Here is an 18,113-nt window from a genome sequence, read left to right as displayed (position 1 = left end):
TTGCGGTCCTTCCCGGGCGGCGCAGGAAGAACATTACCCGATGCCCGGCGCGGCTCCCAAATCGATAAGGCGTGGCAGCGCGGCCGGAGTCGCGAGCGTACGGCTGCCGGGCGCCCCGTGGCGACCCGATCCGGCCAGATCCGGTACGCCGCGCGCCGCCCGGGGCGGCGCAGCCGGTGGCAGGGCCCGCCACGGCCGGGGAACGGCCGGGGAACGGCGCAGGGCCCGCTCGGTGACGAGCGGGCCCTGCAAACGGTGCGGGAGGTCGGGCGCGCCGGTCAGCCCGCGTCGGCCGGGATCAGCTCCAGCGCGGCCCGCAGCCGGCGCAGGGTCTCCTCACGGCCCAGCAGCTCCATGGACTCGAACAGCGGCGGCGAGACCCGGCGGCCGGTGATCGCCACCCGCAGCGGGGTGAAGGCGAACTTGGGCTTGATGCCCAGCCCCTCCACCAGCGCCTCGCGCAGCGCGGCCTGGATGGGCTCCGGGGTGAAGTCCGCCAGCCCCTCCAGCGCCGCGACACCGGCCGTCAGCACCGGGCGGGCGTCGGCGGTGAGCACCTTCTGCGCGTCGGCCGGGTCGACCGCGAAGTCGGCCGGGGTGGCGAAGAGGAAGCCCAGCATCCCGACGACCTCACCGAGCACCACCATCCGCTCCTGGGTCAGCGGCGCGGCGCGGCCCAGCAGCGCCAGCTGCTCGGCGGTCGGCTCGGCGGGCAGCAGCCCGGCCGCCTGGAGGAACGGCACCAGCCGGCGGGCGAACTCGTCGGCGGGCAGCTCCCGCAGGTGGTGGGCGTTGATCGCCTCGGCCTTCTTCAGGTCGAAGCGCGCCGGGTTGGCGTTCACCTTGGAGATGTCGAACGCCTCGACCAGCTCCGCCATGGAGAACAGGTCGCGGTCCTCCGCGAGCGACCAGCCCAGCAGCGCCAGGTAGTTGAGCAGCCCCTCGGGGAGGAAGCCCCGCTCGCGGTAGAGGTTGAGCGATGCCTGCGGGTCGCGCTTGGAGAGCTTCTTGTTGCCCTCGCCCATGACGTACGGCAGGTGGCCGAAGTGCGGGGCGGTGCCGCTGCCGACGCCGATCTCACCGAGTGCCGCGTACAGCGCGATCTGACGGGGCGTCGAGGAGAGCAGGTCCTCGCCGCGCAGCACATGGGTGATGCCCATCAGGGCGTCGTCCACCGGGTTGACCAGGGTGTAGAGCGGGGCGCCGTTGGCGCGCACGATGCCGTAGTCGGGCACGTGCTCCGGCTCGAAGGTGAGCTCGCCGCGCACCAGGTCCTGGAAGGTGATGGTGGTGTCCGGCATCCGGAAGCGCACGATGGGCTTGCGGCCCTCGGCCCGGTAGGCGGCCTGCTGGGCCTCGGTCAGGTCGCGGCAGTGGCCGTCGTAGCCGGAGGGGCGGCCGGCGGCGCGGGCCGCGTCGCGGCGGGCGTCCAGCTCCTCGGTGCTACAGAAGCACTCGTACGCGTGGCCGGCCTCGCGCAGCCGGCGGGCGACGTCGGCGTAGACGTCCATCCGCTGCGACTGCCGGTAGGGCGTGTGCGGGCCGCCCACCTCGGGGCCCTCGTCCCAGTCGAAGCCCAGCCAGCGCATGGCCTCCAGCAGCTGCTGGTACGACTCCTCAGAGTCGCGGGCCGCGTCGGTGTCCTCGATCCGGAAGACCAGGGTGCCGCCGTTGTGCCGGGCGAACGCCCAGTTGAACAGGGCGGTGCGGACCAGCCCGACATGCGGGTTGCCGGTCGGGGAGGGACAGAAGCGGACCCGGACGGTCGGGTCCGGGGTTGCATTAACCACGCTTGATCACCTTGTTGGTGAGAGTGCCGATGCCTTCGATGGAGACGGCGACCTCGTCGCCGACGTGGAGGGGGCCCACACCCGCCGGGGTGCCGGTGAGGATGACGTCGCCCGGGAGCAGGGTCATCGCCTCGGAGATGTGGACGATCAGGTCGGCCACCGAGCGCACCATCTGGGAGGTGCGCCCCGCCTGCCTGAGCTCGCCGTTGACGGTGCAGGTGACGGCCAGGTCGGCGGGGTCGAGGTCGGTCTCGATCCAGGGGCCGAGCGGGCAGGAGGTGTCGAACCCCTTCGCCCGCGCCCACTGGCCCTCGCGCTGCTGCACGTCGCGGGCGGTCACGTCATTGGCGCAGGTGTAGCCGAAGACCACCTCGGGCACCCGCTGGGCCGGCACCTCACGGCACATCCGGCCGATGACCACGGCCAGCTCCGCCTCGTACTGCACATCGGAGGAGAACGGCGGGTAGGCGATGGACTCGGTGGGGCCGATCACCGCGGTGGAGGGCTTGAAGAAGGTCAGCGGGACCTCGGGCACCTGGTTGCCCAACTCCGCCGCGTGCGCCGCGTAGTTGCGGCCGACCGCGACGATCTTGTTGGGCAGCATCGGGGTGAGCAGCCGGACGTCGGACAGCCGGTGCCGCTCGCCGGTGGGCTGCGGTGGGCCGAACGGGTGACCGGCCAGGGCGTGTACGTAGAGGGATTCCGGCTGGTTGACGTCGCCCTCGATCACGCCGAAGGAGACGTTCCCGTCGATGGAGAATCTGGCGATGCGCACGGGTGGCTCTGTCCCTCTGGTCGACGGCTGATCGTCTCCCCAGGCTATCGCGGCACCCGTGGCCGCAGCGCGGCGCGACGGAGCGGACGACGGGGGCGGGGGCGCCGGGGCGCCCCCGCCCCGGGCGGCTCAGCCCTCGCGGACGGGCAGCTGCATCAGCACGGTGCGGCGCGGGTTGGCGGTGCTGCGGGGCAGCGGCGCCGGCTCGGCGGTCTCGTCGTCGCGGGCGGGCAGCGTCTGGAAACCCTCCAGCGAGGCGAGGGTGGTCCGCCGCGGGTTGGCCGTCGGACGGAAGCTCAGCGTGGACTTCGTGGACACGTGTGACCCCTAGTTGTCATGGATCTGGCAGCCGGTGGTGTCAGGGCCCGCAGAACGGGGCAGGACACCGGGAGGCGCCCGCCTGCCACCGACATCGCTCCCGCCCCGGAGGTCCCTGCACGTGGCCAGGGTAGGGATCTTCTTCCACAGGCACCGTGAGCGAGGCTACATCGCAGCCTGTGATTTTGGTCACAATTTGATTACAGAAAGCGACAATCCGGGCATTCGAGTCCCCTTCGATTTCCCGGCATCGGGCACAGTCCCGACATTTCCCTCCGGGCACCCCCGCCGCGTCGCATAAGCTACGACAGCCACGTGTCCGAAAGATGCAGTATTCCAGCGGCCGTGGCACACAGACCGTGAATACCGGCCAGCGGAGCGTAGCCAGGGTGAAGGCCCAGTGACGCCCCTTGTTGGAGATCCCCCGCTGTGCTGGAATTCCACGGACCGCCGGAGGCGCAGCCTTCGGAGCGCTGAGCAGCGCGGGGGCCGACACGGCGGTCCCGGGCAGACCCGGACGATCCGGGTTGCGGATTCGAAACTCGACACCGTCCCGCCGCGGCAGCGCGGGGGACGCCTGGTCCAGAGGTTGCGACGCTAGTGCAGGGACGTTTCAAAAGGGGTAGCGGCGCCGCAGGCGACCCGGAGGAGCGCGAGCCCGCAGCCGCCTCCCAGCAGGCAGATCCGAAGGCCGCACCGGGGGGAGCAGGGACCGCCCCCGACGCGGACAGCGGCGACCAGAGCCGCCGGGCGAAGACCCGGGCACGCCTGGAGCGGGCCAAGGCCCGGCGCAAGGCCACCGGTCTGCGCCGACTGGCGCTGCGCAACTGGCGCATCCGGACCCGGCTGATCGCCCTGCTGGTGCTGCCCGTGCTGGCCGCCCTGGTCCTGGGTGGCCTGCGCATCCAGACCTCGCTCCAGAACGCGCACCAGCTCGAGCAGATGACCGCCTTGAGCACCCTGGCCTCTCGGGCCACCGCCGTCTCCGACGCCATCCAGACCGAACGCGACATCAGCGCGGGGCCGCTGGTCCAGGGCAACCGCGACGACGACGACGTGCTGGCGGCACGTCATGACACCGACACCATCTACCACTCCTTCCTGGTGTCCGCGAAGGACTTCGAGTCGCTGGACCTGCCCGGCGGCTCGGCGGCCATCGCCCAGGTCACCAACGCCGTCAGCCGGCTGGCCACGCTGCGTGACTCGGCGTACAAGCAGCCCACCAACCTCCAGTCCACCATCACCGGCTACGACTCGGTGATCTCGGGCCTGATCGCGATCAGCCAGGAGCTGGCGCTCACCTCCAGCAACTCCAAGCTGATCGAGAGCACCCGCGCGCTCCAGCAGTTCTCCCTCGCCAAGGAGGACGTCTCCATGGAGCGGGCGCTGATCGGCGCGGGCTTCGCGATGAAGCCCAAGCCCGACCTCAGCTCCAGCGACGAGACCTTCGGCGCCAACCTGATCAGCAACGTCGACAGCTCGCTCACCACCTTCAGCGCGATCTACGGCGCGGACCGGGCGGAGGCGCTGCTCGCCCCGCTGTCGCTGAACGCCGAGGTGAAGATCTCCGACAGCTACGCGTCGCAGGTGCTCACGCCCAACGGCATCAACCAGGTCAAGCCGATGACCTACCTGGACTGGTACAGCACGTCCAAGGCCAAGATGACGCTGATGCACGGCATCGAGACGCGGCTGCTGGAGGAGCTCCAGGCGCAGGCGTCCGAGCTGCGCTCCGAGGCGCAGACCGAGACGATCATCAGCAGTGTGCTGATCGCCTTCGTGCTGATCGTCGCGGTGGCCGGCGCCGCCCTGGTGGCCCGGTCCATGGTGCGTTCGCTGACCCGGCTTCAGGAGGCCGCCGAGGACGTCGCCGAGCGGCGGCTGCCCGAGCTGGTCAAGACCCTCTCCGAGGCCGACCCGCACGATGTGGACGTCACGGTCGCCAAGGTGGGCGTCGACTCCACGGACGAGATCGGCCATGTGGCGCACGCCTTCGACATGGTGCACAGCGAGGCGGTCCGACTGGCCGCCGAGCAGGCGCTGCTGCGAGGCAACATCAACGCGATGTTCACCAACCTCTCGCGCCGCAGCCAGGGCCTGATCCAGCGTCAGCTGTCGCTGATCTCCGAGCTGGAGAGCCGCGAGGCCGACCCCGACCAGCTGGCCAGCCTCTTCAAGCTGGACCACCTGGCGACCCGTATGCGCCGTAACGGTGAGAACCTGCTCGTCCTCGCGGGCGAGGACCCGGGCCGCCGCTGGACCCGCCCGGTCCCGCTGGTGGACGTGCTGCGTGCCGCCGCCTCCGAGGTGGAGCAGTACGAGCGCATCGAGCTGGCCTCGGTGCCGTCCGCCGACGTCGCCGGACGGGTCGTCAACGACCTCGTCCACCTGCTCGCCGAGCTGCTGGAGAACGCGACCTCCTTCTCCAGCCCGCAGACCCGCGTCCGGGTCACCGGTCACGCCCTGCCGGACGGCCGGGTGCTGGTGGAGATCCACGACACCGGTATCGGCCTCTCGCCCGACGACCTGGCCGACATCAACGAGCGGCTGGCCAACCCCCCGGTGGTGGACGTCTCCGTCTCCCGTCGGATGGGCCTGTTCGTGGTCGGCCGGCTGTCGCTGCGGCACGGCATCCGTATCCAGCTGCGCCCCAGCGACTCGGGCGGCACCACCGCCCTGGTCATGCTGCCGGTGGACGTCACCAATGTGGCCGACCGCCGCGGCGGTCGGGGCGCGGCGTCCGGCAGGCAGCAGCGCAGCGCCGGACCGACCCCGCGCCAGCGTGCGGTCCCCGGCGCGGACGCGGCGGCGGGCGCCCTCGGCAAGGGCGCGCGCCCCGAGATCGGCGCCGGCGGCCAGGGCGCCCCGGGGCAGACCGGGTCCGGCCTGCCCAGCCGTGGCCAGCAGCTGCCGCCGACCGGCCCCGGCAACCCGAACATCCCCGGCCCCGGCAACCCCGGCGGCCGCAACCCCGGTGACCGCGCCGCCGAGCCCGGCCGCCGCAGGCAGCAGGACGGGCCCGCCCAGCGCCCGCAGCAGCCGATGCCCGCCGCCGAGCTGCCCACCGGCGACGGCGCCTGGGCCGGCGAGCACACCCAGCACGCCGCCGCCGGCCCGGACCCGCGCGGTGGGCAGGGCCAGCAGCACGGCCAGGCCCAGCAACACGGTCAAGCCCAGCAGCACGGCCAGCACGGTCAGCAGCACGCCCCGCAGCAGGGCCTGCCCGGCCGGGGCCAGGAGGCCGAGCGTCCGGCGCGCGGCTTCGCCCCGCAGCCGACCGGCCCCAACCCCGGCGGCCCGAACGCGGGTGGCCCCAACCCGATCAGTCCGGAGCAGCCCCGGCCCCAGCCGGCCGAGGCGCTGGACAGCACCGTGCAGTTCGCCCGGCCGCACTACGAGGCCGAGATCGACCCGCGCGACCCGCTGGGCCTCGGCCCGGTGCCGCCGGCCCCGCAGCCGCCGTCGCCGCAGCTGCCGGCCCCCGTGCAGCCGCAGCAGGGGCACCCCCAGCACCACCAGCAGCAGGGCGTCCGTGGCCAGGGCGTCCCTGACCAGGGCGTCCGGGCCGACCGGCCGAACGCCCCCCAGCAGCCGATGGCACTGCCCCCGGGCGGTGACACCGACCCGCTGACCCGCCCGATGAGCGCGGAGGCGGTCCAGCAGTCGGCCGGGGACGCCGGGTCGCCGATCTTCGCGGCGATGGAGTCCAACTGGTTCCGTACCGGCGCGGCCGGCCGGATGCGCGCGGTCCAGGTCAACCCGGAGCGCAACGCGAGCGCCCCGGCGCCCCAGGCCCCGCAGGAGCAGCAGGAGCCCTCCCGCAACCTGTTCCAGCCCGGTCCCGCCACCCCGCAGCGGCGGTCGGCCGCCCAGGCGCCGCAGCCCGGCGCCCAGCAGTCGGGCATGCAGCAGCCGGGCATGCAGCAGTCGGGGATGCAGCAGCAGCCGACCATCCAGTCCGGCATGCAGCAGCCGGGCATGCAGCAGGACCCGTCCGCCGCCGGAGCCCCATGGCGGTCCTCCGCGAACGACGAGCGCTGGCGGCGCGCCGAGCAGGTGCGCGAGCCGGCCTCGGACGGGATCACCCCGTCCGGCCTGCCCCGCCGTGTCCCCCGGGCCAACCTCGTGTCCGGCACCGCGGAGCAGGCGCCGCTGGGAGGCCCCCAGGTCTCCCGCGCGCCCGAGGAGGTCCGGGGCAGGCTCACCAACCTGCGCCGCGGCATCCAGCAGGGCCGCCGCGCCGGCGCCTCGGAGCCCCCACAGGCCCGGCCCGGCGGGTACCCGAACAACGGGACCGATGCATTCGGCAACGGCGCCTACGGCCCCGACCACCAGGAGCGTTGAGTTGAGCCAGATGAGCCAGGCGGCGAGCAACCTGAACTGGTTGATCACCAATTTCGTGGACAACACCCCCGGGGTGTCCCACACGGTGGTGGTCTCCGCCGACGGACTCCTGCTCGCGATGTCCGACGGCTTCCCCCGCGACCGGGCCGACCAGCTCGCCGCGGTGGCGTCCGGCCTCACCTCCCTCACCTCCGGGGCGTCCCGGATCTTCGAGGGCGGCGAGGTCAACCAGACCGTGGTCGAGATGGAGCGGGGGTTCCTGTTCCTGATGGCCATCTCCGACGGCTCGTCGCTGGCGGTGCTGGCCTCCCCGGACTCCGACATCGGCCTGGTCGGGTACGAGATGGCCCTGCTGGTCGACCGGGCCGGCGATGTCCTGACCCCCGCCCTGCGCGCAGAACTCCAGGGAAGCCTGCTGCACTGACCCTCACCTGTCCGGTGGCGCGGCCGTCCGGCCGCGCCACCGGGAGAGCCACCCCGCTGACCCGGGTGCGACCCGTGCAGCGCAAGGAGGATTCATGACCCCGCCCCCCGGATCGGCCGGCCCGTACGGAAACGGGTACGGCAACGGCTACGGTGACCAGCAGTCAGGCGACTACGACCAGCAGCCGCTGGTACGCCCGTACGCGATGACCGGCGGCCGCACCCGGCCGCGGTACCAGCTCGCCATCGAGGCGCTGATCACCACCACCGCCGCCGCCGGTCGGCAGGGCGGGCTGCTGCCCGAGCACCAGCGCATCGTGCACCTCTGCCAGGACATCAAGTCGGTGGCGGAGATCTCGGCGCTGCTGAGCATGCCGCTCGGCGTGGCACGCATCCTCGTCGCCGACCTGGCCGAAGCCGGCCTGGTCGCCATCCACCAGCCCGCTGCCGCGGGCGACGCCGGCGGACAGCCCGACGTGACACTGCTCGAAAGGGTGCTCAGTGGACTTCGCAAGCTCTAGGCCGGCCGACCCGGGGTACGGGGGGACACCGACCCGGGCGACCACCTCCGCGAAGATCGTCGTCGCGGGTGGCTTCGGTGTCGGCAAGACCACCCTGGTCGGTACGGTCTCCGAGATCAACCCGCTGCGTACCGAGGCCGTCATGACGTCCGCCTCGGCGGGCATCGACGACCTCACCCACACCGCGGGCAAGACCACCACCACGGTGGCCATGGACTTCGGCCGCATCACCCTCGACGAGGATCTGATCCTCTACCTCTTCGGCACCCCGGGCCAGGACCGCTTCTGGTTCATGTGGGACGACCTGGTACGCGGCGCCATCGGCGCCGTCGTCCTGGTCGACACCCGCCGGCTCGCCGACTGCTTCCCCGCGATCGACTACTTCGAGAACAGCGGACTGCCGTTCGTCATCGCGCTCAACGGCTTCGACGGACACCAGCCGCACAGCCCCGAAGAGGTCCGCGAGGCACTGCAACTCGGCCCGGACACCCCGATCATCACCACCGACGCCCGACGCCGGGACAGCGCCAAGTCCGCGCTGATCACCCTCGTCGAGCACGCCCTCCTCGCCCGGCTGAGGTAAGGGGCGGCGATGGGCGGCCCGGTCCACGCGTCCTCCGGCGCGTCGCGGGCCGCCCCGCCGCGCCGGGGGACGCGCCCCCGCGTGGCCCGTTCGGCCGCACGCCCCCGGACGGGCGTCAGGCTGGATAACGGTTCGGTAGGAATTTGCCTGGACGCGGTCACAGTACGTGCCCGAACCGGTCCGTTGTGCCCAACTTCCCACGGTCATTCGTCGCCCCGTGGGGGGAAACGTCTGATTTGCCTTCCACTCAAGGGTCATGCACAGCTGTTTGTTCCCCCCGGCGTGCACGTGCTGAAATTCCAGCTACTCCCGGGGCACCTCCGTCTGAGCCGCCGCGCAGCAGGCCGCGTCCCGGAGAGTGCCGCTGGATTGATCCATGGCCGTCGTACGGCCGAGAGGTTGTTGTCGAGTGAGGCGTAAGCAGCCAGAACCCCCGCAGCGGCGCCCCGAGCCCCGGACGGGAGCGGCCGCAGACCCCGGTACCCCGGTGGACCGTGCCGCCTTCACGCCCTTCACCGCCTCCGCCGAGCAGCCCGGCCCCGGTTCCCCGACCGGCTCGGGTTCAGCGGCCGGCTCGGGTTCAGCGGCCGGCTCGGGCCCAGCCTCACCGGCCGCCGCCGGGCACCGCACATCCGGCCTGTTCGGCTCCCTCTCCCCCAGCCACTGGCGGGTGCCCACCCGGCTGGTGGCCATCCTGCTGATCCCGGTCGTCATCGGCCTGGTCTTCGGCGGTCTGCGGGTCAACGGCTCGATCGACAGCTGGCAGAGCGCCAACCGGGCGGAGAAGACCGCCCGGCTGGCCGCCGCCGCCACCGGCCTCGCCGACGCGCTGGAGCAGGAGCGCGACCTGTCCGCCGTGCCGATCCTGACCGACGAGGGCAAGTCCAAGGTCACCGAGCTGCGCGAGGCCACCGACAAGGCGGTGGACGCCTATGAGCAGGCCTACCGGCCGCTCTCCGACGACCCCCGGCTGGCCAGGCGCAACACCGCCTTCCAGGACCTGCTGGTCTCGCTGCCCAGCCTGCGCGAGAACGCCTACAGCCCCCGGCTGTTCCCCACGGCCACCCAGAACGCGTACTCCACGCTGATCGCACCGCTGATGGCGTACGAGAACGAGGTCGGCTTCGGCAGCTCCTCGGTCACCAGCCGGGGCCGCGCCATCTACGCCATGACGCTGGCCAAGGCGTCCGCGTCGACCCAGCGGGTGCTGATGACGCAGCTGCTGCTCGGCAGCGGCACGCTCACCGCGCCCGAGGTCGGCAGCATGGTGCAGGCCATCGCGGTCTCCGGGAAGCTGGAGGAGGTGTCGCTGGACGAGTTCCGGTCCGGCACCACCGACGCGGACATGACGCTGTACCAGAACGCGCTGAAGCAGGAGGCGGCCACCGCCGTCCGCCAGGGCGGCGAGCCGAACACCCCGGTCAACCAGCAGATCCGGATCGCGCTGAGCGCCGTCCAGACCGCGGCCGCCACCGGCACCAAGAGCGGCGCCAAGCAGGCGCTGGCCGCCGCCGGGCGGCAGGGGGTGAGCCTGGAGAACTGGCTGGCCGCCACCGGCGCCCATGTGCAGACCTACCGCACCGTGGAGAACCGGTTCAACGAGCTGGTGCTGGCCGACGCGCACCGGATCAAGGTGGGCGCGCAGCACGACGCCATCCTCAACTCCGCGATCGTGCTTGCCGCACTGGCCGTCGCCGGCCTGCTGACCGGCTTCATCGCACGCTCTATGATCATCGGCATGCGCACCCTGCGCGCGGCCGCCCTCGACATCGCGGGCCACCGCCTCCCGGACCTGGTCGACCGGCTGTCCAAGACCGACCCGGACCGGGTCGACACCACGGTCCAGCCGATCCCCCTGCACGGCCGGGACGAGATCGGCGAGGTCGCCCGCGCCTTTGACGAGGTGCACCGCGAAGCCGTCCGGCTGGCCGCCGAACAGGCGCTGCTGCGGGGCAACGTCAACGCGATCTTCACCAACCTGTCCCGCCGCAGCCAGGGCCTGATCCAGCGTCAACTGGCGCTGATCACCGACCTGGAGAACAACGAGAACGACCCGGAGCAGCTGGAGAACCTCTTCAAGCTGGACCACCTGGCGACCCGGATGCGGCGCAACGGCGAGAATCTGCTCGTCCTGGCGGGCGAGGACCCCGGCCGGCACTGGAACCAGCCCGTCCCGCTGGTGGACGTGCTGCGCGCCGCCGCCTCCGAGGTGGAGCAGTACGACCGCATCGAGCTCTCCGGCATCCCGGAGGCCGAGGTCGTCGGCATCGCGGTGACCGACCTGGTCCATCTGCTCGCGGAGCTGCTGGAGAACGCCACCACCTTCTCCAGCCCGCAGACCCGGGTGCAGGTCACCGCGACCCGGCTGCCGGACGGGCGGGTACTGGTGGAGATCCACGACAAGGGCATCGGCCTCACCGTCGAGGACTTCGCGGAGATCAACCAGAAGCTGGCCCACCCGCCGACGGTGGACGCCACCATCTCCCGCCGGATGGGCCTGTTCGTGGTCGGCCGGCTCGCGGACCGGCATGACATCCGGGTGCAGCTGCGGCCGACCGGTGAGTCGGCGGGCACCACCTCGCTGGTGATGCTCCCGGCCGCCCTCATCAAGCCCGGCGGCGTGCCCGAGCAGCCGGCGGAGGAGCAGTTCACCGTCTCCCGGATCTTCGTGGAGCAGTCGCCTGACGACGACTCCTTCGAGCGGCTGCGCAGCGCCGCCGAGCTGGGCTTCGACGAGAGCCGCTTCGAGCGGCCGGAGGGGCCGCGCGCCCCGGGCGGCTTCAGCCCGGCGCTGGACTCGATGAACCGCTCCCGCCGCCTGGAGCAGCGCCGCCGGGCGGCGCTGGAGGCCGGCCCGAGCACGGCGGCACCGGTCCAGCCGCCGACCGCCCCCGAGCCCGCCGCCGCCGCACCGCAGCCCGCTGCGGAGCCGGTCGCCCCGGTGGCCGACGACTTCCCGGCCCCGCAGGACTACCTGGAGCAGGGGTACGACGGCAAGGGCGCCGAACCGCCTTACGCCGAGCCGGAGTTCGGCGGGCAGCAGTACGCGGCGCCCCGGTACGAGCAGGCCCAGTACGAGCAAGACCAGTACGCAGAGACGCAGTACGAGGCGCCCCAGTACGGCGACCAGCCCTACCGGAGCGACCAGTACGCCACCGCCCGGTACCCGGACGGCGAGCAGGCCCCCCAGGGCTTCCCGCAGGGCGACCACCAGCAGCCGGGCTACCAGCAGGACGGCTACCGGGAGCCCTTCCCGGGCGCTCCGCAGCAGGAGTACGCGGAGGAGTTCCCGGCCGACCCGTACGCCGGTGCCCCGTACGGCGGCGTCGGGCAGTTCAGCGGACCGGTGCGGCCCGGCTACGACCACGGCGCGGCCGCTGCCGACGGGTACCAGGCGACCCCGCCGACTCCGCCGCCGCCACCCGCGCCGACCCCGGCCGCGCACACCTCCGCCGGGCTGCCCCAGCGGCGTCCCGGGCAGGCGCTGCCGGGCGGAGGCGGCGCCGCGGCCGGCGGGCTGGGCAACCGGGCCATCGGCGGCCTGGAGAGCGGTGAGCGGCCCAACTGGTTCACCGGGGCCCGCGAGGCGGCGGCTCCGGCCGACGCGCCGGGCGCCCCGAGCGTCCCCGGCGGTCCGTCGGCCGGCGGCCCGTCGGCCGGCAGCCCGTCAGCCGGCAGCCCGGTGGCCGGCGGCCCCACCAGCGCCCCGGCGGGCGGCCCGTGGCAGCGCCCCGAGCAGTCGGCCGATCCCGGCGCCGGCGGCACGACGGCATCCGGCCTGCCCCGCCGGGTACCGAAGCAGAACCTGGGGACGGGCAACGCCCCGGCGGGGCCGCAGGACGGCCCCCAGATCTCCCGCGCACCCGAGGAGGTCCGGGGCAGGCTCACCAACCTGCGCCGCGGTGTCCAGCAGGGGCGCAGCGCCGGCGGTGACCCGTCCGTGACGGGTGGCTTCCGCGTCGATCAGGACGGCAACGAACAGCACGGCAGCACCGATCTCTTCGGCGGCTCGAACCACCAGGAGCGTTGAGTTGAGTCAGATGAGCCAGGCGGCACAGAATCTGAACTGGTTGATCACCAATTTCGTGGACAACACCCCCGGGGTGTCCCACACGGTGGTGGTCTCCGCCGACGGACTCCTGCTCGCGATGTCCGACGGCTTCCCCCGCGACCGGGCCGACCAGCTCGCCGCGGTGGCGTCCGGCCTCACCTCCCTCACCTCCGGGGCGTCCCGGATCTTCGAGGGCGGCGAGGTCAACCAGACCGTGGTCGAGATGGAGCGGGGGTTCCTGTTCCTGATGGCGGTCTCCGACGGCTCGTCGCTGGCGGTGCTGGCCTCCCCGGACTCCGACATCGGCCTGGTCGGGTACGAGATGGCCCTGCTGGTCGACCGGGCGGGTGCGGTGCTCACACCGGCCCTGCGCGCCGAGCTTCAGGGAAGCCTGCTTCACTGACGCTCGGCCGGACGCACTTCCCGGCCAGTCCCGGGCCCCCGCGAGGAGGGCCCGGGATCGGCCGTTGTACGACCGCCGGTAGTAGTGGGACGGACACTGCACGGCTCAGCACAGTCGCATCGCCCCGTCGCTCCATGTGAGGAGGAACCGTGACACCGCCCGACGACCGCAGCGGCCAATACGGCGTTCCGTATCCCGGAACGGGCCATGACGCCTTCGGTGCCCCCGGCACCGGGTACGGCCCTGGGGGGAACGGCACAGGCGGCCGCCCCGGAGGCGGGCAGCAGTTCCCGCAGCGCGGGGACGGCAGGCGCTGGCCGGATTCCGATGATTACGGCCAGGACTACGGCCAGCAGCAGTACGGTGAGCCCTACCCGCAGCAGCAAGACGCCGGCCAGTACGGCGGCGGCTACGGGCAGCCCGCTCCCGGCGCGCCCTACCCGGGCGGCCAGGTCCCCGCCAGCCATGCCGAGGACTTCCCCGAAGACTTCCCGGACGACGGGGGCGGTCAGAACGACGAGCCGCTGATCCGGCCGTTCGCGATGACCGGTGGGCGCACCCGCCCCCGGTACGAGCTGGCGATCGAGGCCCTGGTCTCCTCCACTGCCTCACCGGAGCGGATCGACAGCCTGCTGCCCGAGCATCAGCGCATCTGCGAGCTTTGCACCGAGATCAAGTCGGTCGCGGAGGTCTCCGCGCTGCTGAGCATGCCGCTCGGCGTGGCACGCATCCTCGTCGCCGACCTGGCCGAAGCCGGCCTGGTCGCCATCCACCAGCCCGCCGCCGGGGGCGAATCCGGCGGACAGCCCGACGTGACACTGCTCGAAAGGGTCCTCAGTGGACTTCGCAAGCTCTAGCCCGGCTGCCGCGACTCGCGCCACCACGTCCGCGAAGATCGTCGTCGCAGGCGGTTTCGGTGTCGGCAAGACCACCCTCGTCGGCGCGGTCTCCGAGATCAATCCGCTGCGCACCGAGGCCGTCATGACGTCCGCCTCGGCGGGCATCGACGACCTCACCCACACCGCGGGCAAGACCACCACCACGGTGGCCATGGACTTCGGCCGCATCACCCTCGACGAGGATCTGATCCTCTACCTCTTCGGCACCCCGGGCCAGGACCGCTTCTGGTTCATGTGGGACGACCTGGTACGCGGCGCCATCGGCGCCGTCGTCCTGGTCGACACCCGCCGGCTCGCCGACTGCTTCCCCGCGCTGGACTACTTCGAGAACAGCGGACTGCCGTTCGTCGTGGCCCTCAACGGCTTCGACGGACACCAGCCGCACAGCCCCGAAGAGGTCCGCGAGGCACTGCAACTCGGCCCGGACACCCCGATCATCACCACCGACGCCCGACGCCGGGACAGCGCCAAGTCCGCGCTGATCACCCTCGTCGAGCACGCCCTCCTCGCCCGGCTCCGCTGAGCCGGGACAGCGGGGGGTCGGCGGCCGCCCGGCCGCCGGCCCCCCGCTGTCCCGTGCTTGCGGGCCCGTCAGCCCAGAGCCCCCGTCAGCCCGGAGCCCCCGTCAGCTCAGGGCCCCGGCAACCGGGTTCAGACCTGCGGGTCCATCCCGGCCCGCAGCAGGCCGTAGGTGTAGGCGTCGTCCAGCGCCTGCCAGGAGGCGGCGATGACATTGGACGCCACGCCCACCGTGGACCACGCGCCGGCGCCGTCGCTCGTCTCCACCAGCACCCGGGTCTCCGAACCGGTGCCGTGCCGGCCCTCCAGGATGCGGACCTTGTAGTCCACCAGCTCCAGCTTGGCCAGCTGCGGGTAGATCCGCTCCAGCGCGATCCGCAGCGCCCGGTCCAGCGCGTCCACCGGGCCGTTGCCCTCGCCGGTGGCGACCAGCCGCTCGCCCTTGGCCACCAGCTTCACGGTGGCCTCGTTGACCGCCTCGCCGGCCGGGGTCTGCTCCACGATGGCCCGCCAGGACTCCAGGGTGAAGAAGCGCTCCCGGCGGCCGCTCACCTCGTCGCGCAGCAGCAGTTCGAAGGAGGCGTCGGCGGCCTCGTAGGTGTAGCCGGCGCTCTCCTGCTCCTTGATCCGGGCGACGATCCGGCCGACCAGGTCGCGGTCGGCGGAGAGGTCGTAGCCCAGCTCCTTGCCCTTGAGCTCCACCGAGGCGCGGCCGGCCATGTCGGAGACCAGCATCCGCATGGTGTTGCCGACCAGCTCGGGGTCGATGTGCTGGTAGAGGTCGGGGTCGACCTTGATGGCGGAGGCGTGCAGGCCGGCCTTGTGGGCGAAGGCGGAGACGCCCACGTACGGCTGATGGGTGGAGGGCGCCAGGTTGACCACCTCGGCGATGGCGTGCGAGATGCGGGTCATCTCGGCGAGCCGGCCGGCGGGCAGCACCCGGCGGTCGAGCTTGAGCTCCAGCGCGGCGACCACCGGGAAGAGGTTGGCGTTGCCGACCCGCTCGCCGTAGCCGTTGGCGGTGCACTGCACATGGGTGGCGCCGGCCTCGACGGCGGCCAGGGTGTTGGCGACGGCGCAGCCGCTGTCGTCCTGGGCGTGGATGCCGATCCGGGCGCCGGTCTGCGCCAGTACGTCCGCGACGATCTCGTGTACTCGGCCGGGCAGCGTGCCGCCGTTGGTGTCGCAGAGCACCACCACGTCCGTACCGGCCTCGTGGGCGGTGCGGACCACGGCGAGGGCGTACTCGCGGTTGGCCCGGTAGCCGTCGAAGAAGTGCTCGCAGTCGATGAAGACCCGGCGGCCCTGGGCGCGCAGGTGGCGGACGCTGTCCCGGATCATCTCCAGGTTCTCGTCCAGGGTGGTCCGCAGGGCCAGTTCGACATGGCGGTCATGGGACTTGGCCACCAAGGTGACCACCGGGGCACCGGACGCCACCAGGGCGGCCAGCTGGGGGTCGTCGGCGGCGCTGCCGCCGGCCCGGCGGGTGGCGCCGAAGGCGACCAGTTGGGCGTTGCTCAGCTCCAGCTCCTGCTGGGCGCGGGCGAAGAACTCGGTGTCCCGGGGGTTGGCGCCGGGCCAGCCGCCCTCGATGAAGCCGACGCCGAACTCGTCCAAGTGCCGGGCGATGGTGAGCTTGTCCGCGACGGTGAGGTTGATGCCCTCGCGCTGCGCGCCGTCGCGCAGCGTGGTGTCGAAGACGTGGAAGGCGTCGCCCAAGGGGCTCGGCCCGCTGCTGTTGGCCTCGGTCATGGCCGTGGTCTCCTGTCCGGGTGGGTACAACTGCCGGGTTCCCGGCTCCACTGTCCCCCTCACCGCGGGCTCCGGCCGGTGTGGGGGCCTCCTTGTGGGAGGTGCCACGCCGCCGGTCCAAAACAAAAGACCCCTCGCGGGTGCGAGAGGTCTGCGCGCGGGTCTGGGACACGGTGGTCGCTCCGTGTCGGGTCGAACGGAGCGGTCACTGCGGACCGGCGCGCCTGCTGCCAATAATCAGGACGAGCGAGGACACGGTCGCAGTCTCGCACATCGGCCGCCGGTTGCGGCACCCGATCTCAGTATGCGGTCGCGGTACGGCGCCCGGCCCGGGGCCGGGCGCCGTGGCGGGCGGTCAGACGATGGTGTGCATCCACCCGTGGGTGTCGGGCGCCTGGCCGGTCTGGACGTCCAGCAGCGCCTTGCGCAGCCGCATGGTGACCGGGCCGGGCTCGCCGGTGCCCACCGTCCAGTCGGCGCGGGTGGACTTCACCGAGCCGACCGGGGTGATCACGGCGGCGGTGCCGCAGGCGAAGACCTCGGTGAGGGTGCCGTCGGCGTTGCCGTTCTTCCAGTCGTCGGTGGAGATCCGGGCCTCCTCGGTGGCGTAGCCGAGGTCGCCCGCCAGCCGCAGCAGCGAGTCGCGGGTGATGCCGGGGAGCAGCGAGCCGGACAGCTCCGGGGTGACGATGCGGGCGTCGTCGCCCTCCCCGTACACGAAGTACAGGTTCATGCCGCCCATCTCCTCGATCCAGCGGCGCTCCACGGCGTCCAGCCAGACGACCTGGTCGCAGCCCTGCTCGGCGGCCTGGGCCTGGGCGACCAGCGAGGCGGCGTAGTTGCCGGCGCACTTGGCGGCGCCGGTGCCGCCGGGTGCGGCGCGCACGTACTCCTCGGAGAGCCAGACGGAGACCGGCTTGACGCCGCCGGAGAAGTAGGCGCCGGCCGGGGAGGCGATCAGCATGAAGAGGTACTCGCGGGCCGGCCGCACGCCGAGGCCGACCTCGGTGGCGAACATGAAGGGCCGCAGGTAGAGGCTCTGCTCGGCCTGGGTGGGCACCCAGTCGGCGTCCTGCTTGACCAGTGCCTCCACGGCGGCGACGAAGGTCTCGACCGGCAGCTCGGGCATGGCCAGGCGGCGGGCGGACGTCTGGAACCGCTCGGCGTTGGCGGTCGGCCGGAAGGTGGCGATGCTGCCCGCCTCGGCGCCGCTGCCGCTCTGCCGGTACGCCTTCAGGCCCTCGAAGATCGACTGCCCGTAGTGCAGCGTCATATTGGCCGGGTCGATCTCCAGCGGCCCGTACGGCACCAGCTGGGCGTCGTGCCAGCCGCGGCCCTCGGTCCAGCGGATGGTCACCATGTGGTCGGTGAAGATCCGGCCGAAGCCGGGGTCGGCCAGCCGGGCCGCGCGCTCGGCCGCGTCCAGCGGCTGCGCGGAGGGCTTGAGTTCGATCGTGAGGGGGGCCTGGGCAAGGGGGGCCGTGGTCATGGCTGCGTGAGTCCTTCACCGTCTCGTCGTGGCGGGTCGCCGGGCCGCTCTCGGCGCAGTGGAGCGGTCGGGACCCAGTTCGATGGTCGCACCTCCGAGGCCGGGTCGGACAGCCGCGGTCTACCGGACGCCCGGTTGGTGACGGATCGTCGCGGTTCTACCACGGAACGCCGTGAAGCGGCCCGGGAGGCGTGCCGGATGCCGGGAGCAAATGGATTGCTGTCCGCCGGTTCCGGCAAGCTGTCC

At 72.6% G+C, this 18,113-nt stretch carries 13 protein-coding genes; 8 read left to right on the top strand and 5 right to left on the bottom strand.

Annotated elements, in window-relative coordinates; all coding sequences use genetic code 11:
- Window positions 1-278: 278 nt before the first annotated feature.
- From gltX to ACIQGZ_RS07410, 3 genes are all read right to left on the bottom strand, one after another.
- Complete coding sequence (gene gltX / locus ACIQGZ_RS07420) at window positions 279-1,790, bottom strand: glutamate--tRNA ligase (protein ID WP_402599859.1); 1,512 nt, start codon at window positions 1,788-1,790, stop codon at window positions 279-281.
- Window positions 1,783-2,565, bottom strand: a complete 783-nt coding sequence (locus tag ACIQGZ_RS07415) for a fumarylacetoacetate hydrolase family protein (protein WP_402599858.1) — start codon at window positions 2,563-2,565, stop codon at window positions 1,783-1,785. The genes gltX and ACIQGZ_RS07415 overlap by 8 nt, the downstream gene beginning before the upstream one ends.
- 129 nt (window positions 2,566-2,694) lie before the next feature.
- Window positions 2,695-2,883, bottom strand: coding sequence for a hypothetical protein (locus ACIQGZ_RS07410; protein ID WP_402599857.1), 189 nt, complete (start codon window positions 2,881-2,883; stop codon window positions 2,695-2,697).
- A gap of 600 nt (window positions 2,884-3,483) precedes the next feature.
- Here ACIQGZ_RS07410 and ACIQGZ_RS07405 point away from each other — a divergent pair.
- The 8 genes from ACIQGZ_RS07405 (at window position 3,484) to ACIQGZ_RS07370 (ending at window position 14,630) form a co-directional block, all read left to right on the top strand.
- A complete protein-coding gene (locus tag ACIQGZ_RS07405) occupies window positions 3,484-7,227 on the top strand; it encodes a nitrate- and nitrite sensing domain-containing protein (RefSeq protein ID WP_402599856.1) in 3,744 nt (1,247 codons plus the stop codon).
- Window positions 7,228-7,237: 10 nt separating this feature from the next.
- Window positions 7,238-7,651: a roadblock/LC7 domain-containing protein gene (locus tag ACIQGZ_RS07400; protein ID WP_402600017.1), complete on the top strand. Its 414-nt coding sequence runs from the start codon at window positions 7,238-7,240 to the stop codon at window positions 7,649-7,651.
- A gap of 94 nt (window positions 7,652-7,745) precedes the next feature.
- The gene (locus ACIQGZ_RS07395) at window positions 7,746-8,171 is read left to right on the top strand and encodes a DUF742 domain-containing protein (RefSeq protein WP_402599855.1); all 426 of its coding nucleotides are present in this window, start codon (window positions 7,746-7,748) and stop codon (window positions 8,169-8,171) included.
- Complete coding sequence (locus tag ACIQGZ_RS07390) at window positions 8,152-8,754, top strand: GTP-binding protein (RefSeq protein ID WP_402599854.1); 603 nt, start codon at window positions 8,152-8,154, stop codon at window positions 8,752-8,754. Before ACIQGZ_RS07395 ends, ACIQGZ_RS07390 begins: the two co-directional genes overlap by 20 nt.
- Window positions 8,755-9,424: 670 nt before the next feature.
- A complete protein-coding gene (locus tag ACIQGZ_RS07385) occupies window positions 9,425-12,784 on the top strand; it encodes a nitrate- and nitrite sensing domain-containing protein (protein ID WP_402599853.1) in 3,360 nt (1,119 codons plus the stop codon).
- 10 nt (window positions 12,785-12,794) lie between these two features.
- Window positions 12,795-13,208 carry a roadblock/LC7 domain-containing protein gene (locus ACIQGZ_RS07380; protein WP_402600016.1) on the top strand — a complete coding sequence of 138 codons (414 nt, stop codon included), beginning with the start codon at window positions 12,795-12,797 and terminating at the stop codon, window positions 13,206-13,208.
- A gap of 149 nt (window positions 13,209-13,357) precedes the next feature.
- Window positions 13,358-14,065: a DUF742 domain-containing protein gene (locus tag ACIQGZ_RS07375; protein ID WP_402599852.1), complete on the top strand. Its 708-nt coding sequence runs from the start codon at window positions 13,358-13,360 to the stop codon at window positions 14,063-14,065.
- Window positions 14,046-14,630 carry an ATP/GTP-binding protein gene (locus ACIQGZ_RS07370; protein WP_114914476.1) on the top strand — a complete coding sequence of 195 codons (585 nt, stop codon included), beginning with the start codon at window positions 14,046-14,048 and terminating at the stop codon, window positions 14,628-14,630. Before ACIQGZ_RS07375 ends, ACIQGZ_RS07370 begins: the two co-directional genes overlap by 20 nt.
- A gap of 128 nt (window positions 14,631-14,758) precedes the next feature.
- Here ACIQGZ_RS07370 and cimA read toward each other — a convergent pair whose 3' ends face one another.
- Together cimA and ACIQGZ_RS07360 are read right to left on the bottom strand one after the other, a co-directional pair.
- The gene (gene cimA / locus ACIQGZ_RS07365; RefSeq protein ID WP_402599851.1) at window positions 14,759-16,378 is read right to left on the bottom strand and encodes a citramalate synthase; all 1,620 of its coding nucleotides are present in this window, start codon (window positions 16,376-16,378) and stop codon (window positions 14,759-14,761) included.
- Window positions 16,379-16,733: 355 nt separating this feature from the next.
- Window positions 16,734-17,867, bottom strand: a complete 1,134-nt coding sequence (locus ACIQGZ_RS07360) for a branched-chain amino acid aminotransferase (protein WP_402599850.1) — start codon at window positions 17,865-17,867, stop codon at window positions 16,734-16,736.
- Between the last annotated feature and the right edge of the window lie 246 nt (window positions 17,868-18,113).

Source organism: Streptomyces sp. NPDC092296, from assembly GCF_044755465.1.
GTDB lineage: Bacteria > Actinomycetota > Actinomycetes > Streptomycetales > Streptomycetaceae > Peterkaempfera.
The sequence above is the reverse complement of the archived record's forward strand: the minus strand, read 5'-3'. Positions and strand labels throughout refer to the sequence as shown.

What these genes read in the sequence shown, in the direction of transcription:
- cimA (WP_402599851.1), bottom strand. Translation starts at nt 16,378, where the DNA reads ATGACCGAGGCCAACAGCAGCGGGCCGAGCCCCTTGGGCGACGCCTTC.
- ACIQGZ_RS07395 (WP_402599855.1), top strand. Translation starts at nt 7,746, where the DNA reads ATGACCCCGCCCCCCGGATCGGCCGGCCCGTACGGAAACGGGTACGGC.
- ACIQGZ_RS07360 (WP_402599850.1), bottom strand. Translation starts at nt 17,867, where the DNA reads ATGACCACGGCCCCCCTTGCCCAGGCCCCCCTCACGATCGAACTCAAG.
- ACIQGZ_RS07400 (WP_402600017.1), top strand. Translation starts at nt 7,238, where the DNA reads ATGAGCCAGGCGGCGAGCAACCTGAACTGGTTGATCACCAATTTCGTG.
- ACIQGZ_RS07380 (WP_402600016.1), top strand. Translation starts at nt 12,795, where the DNA reads ATGAGCCAGGCGGCACAGAATCTGAACTGGTTGATCACCAATTTCGTG.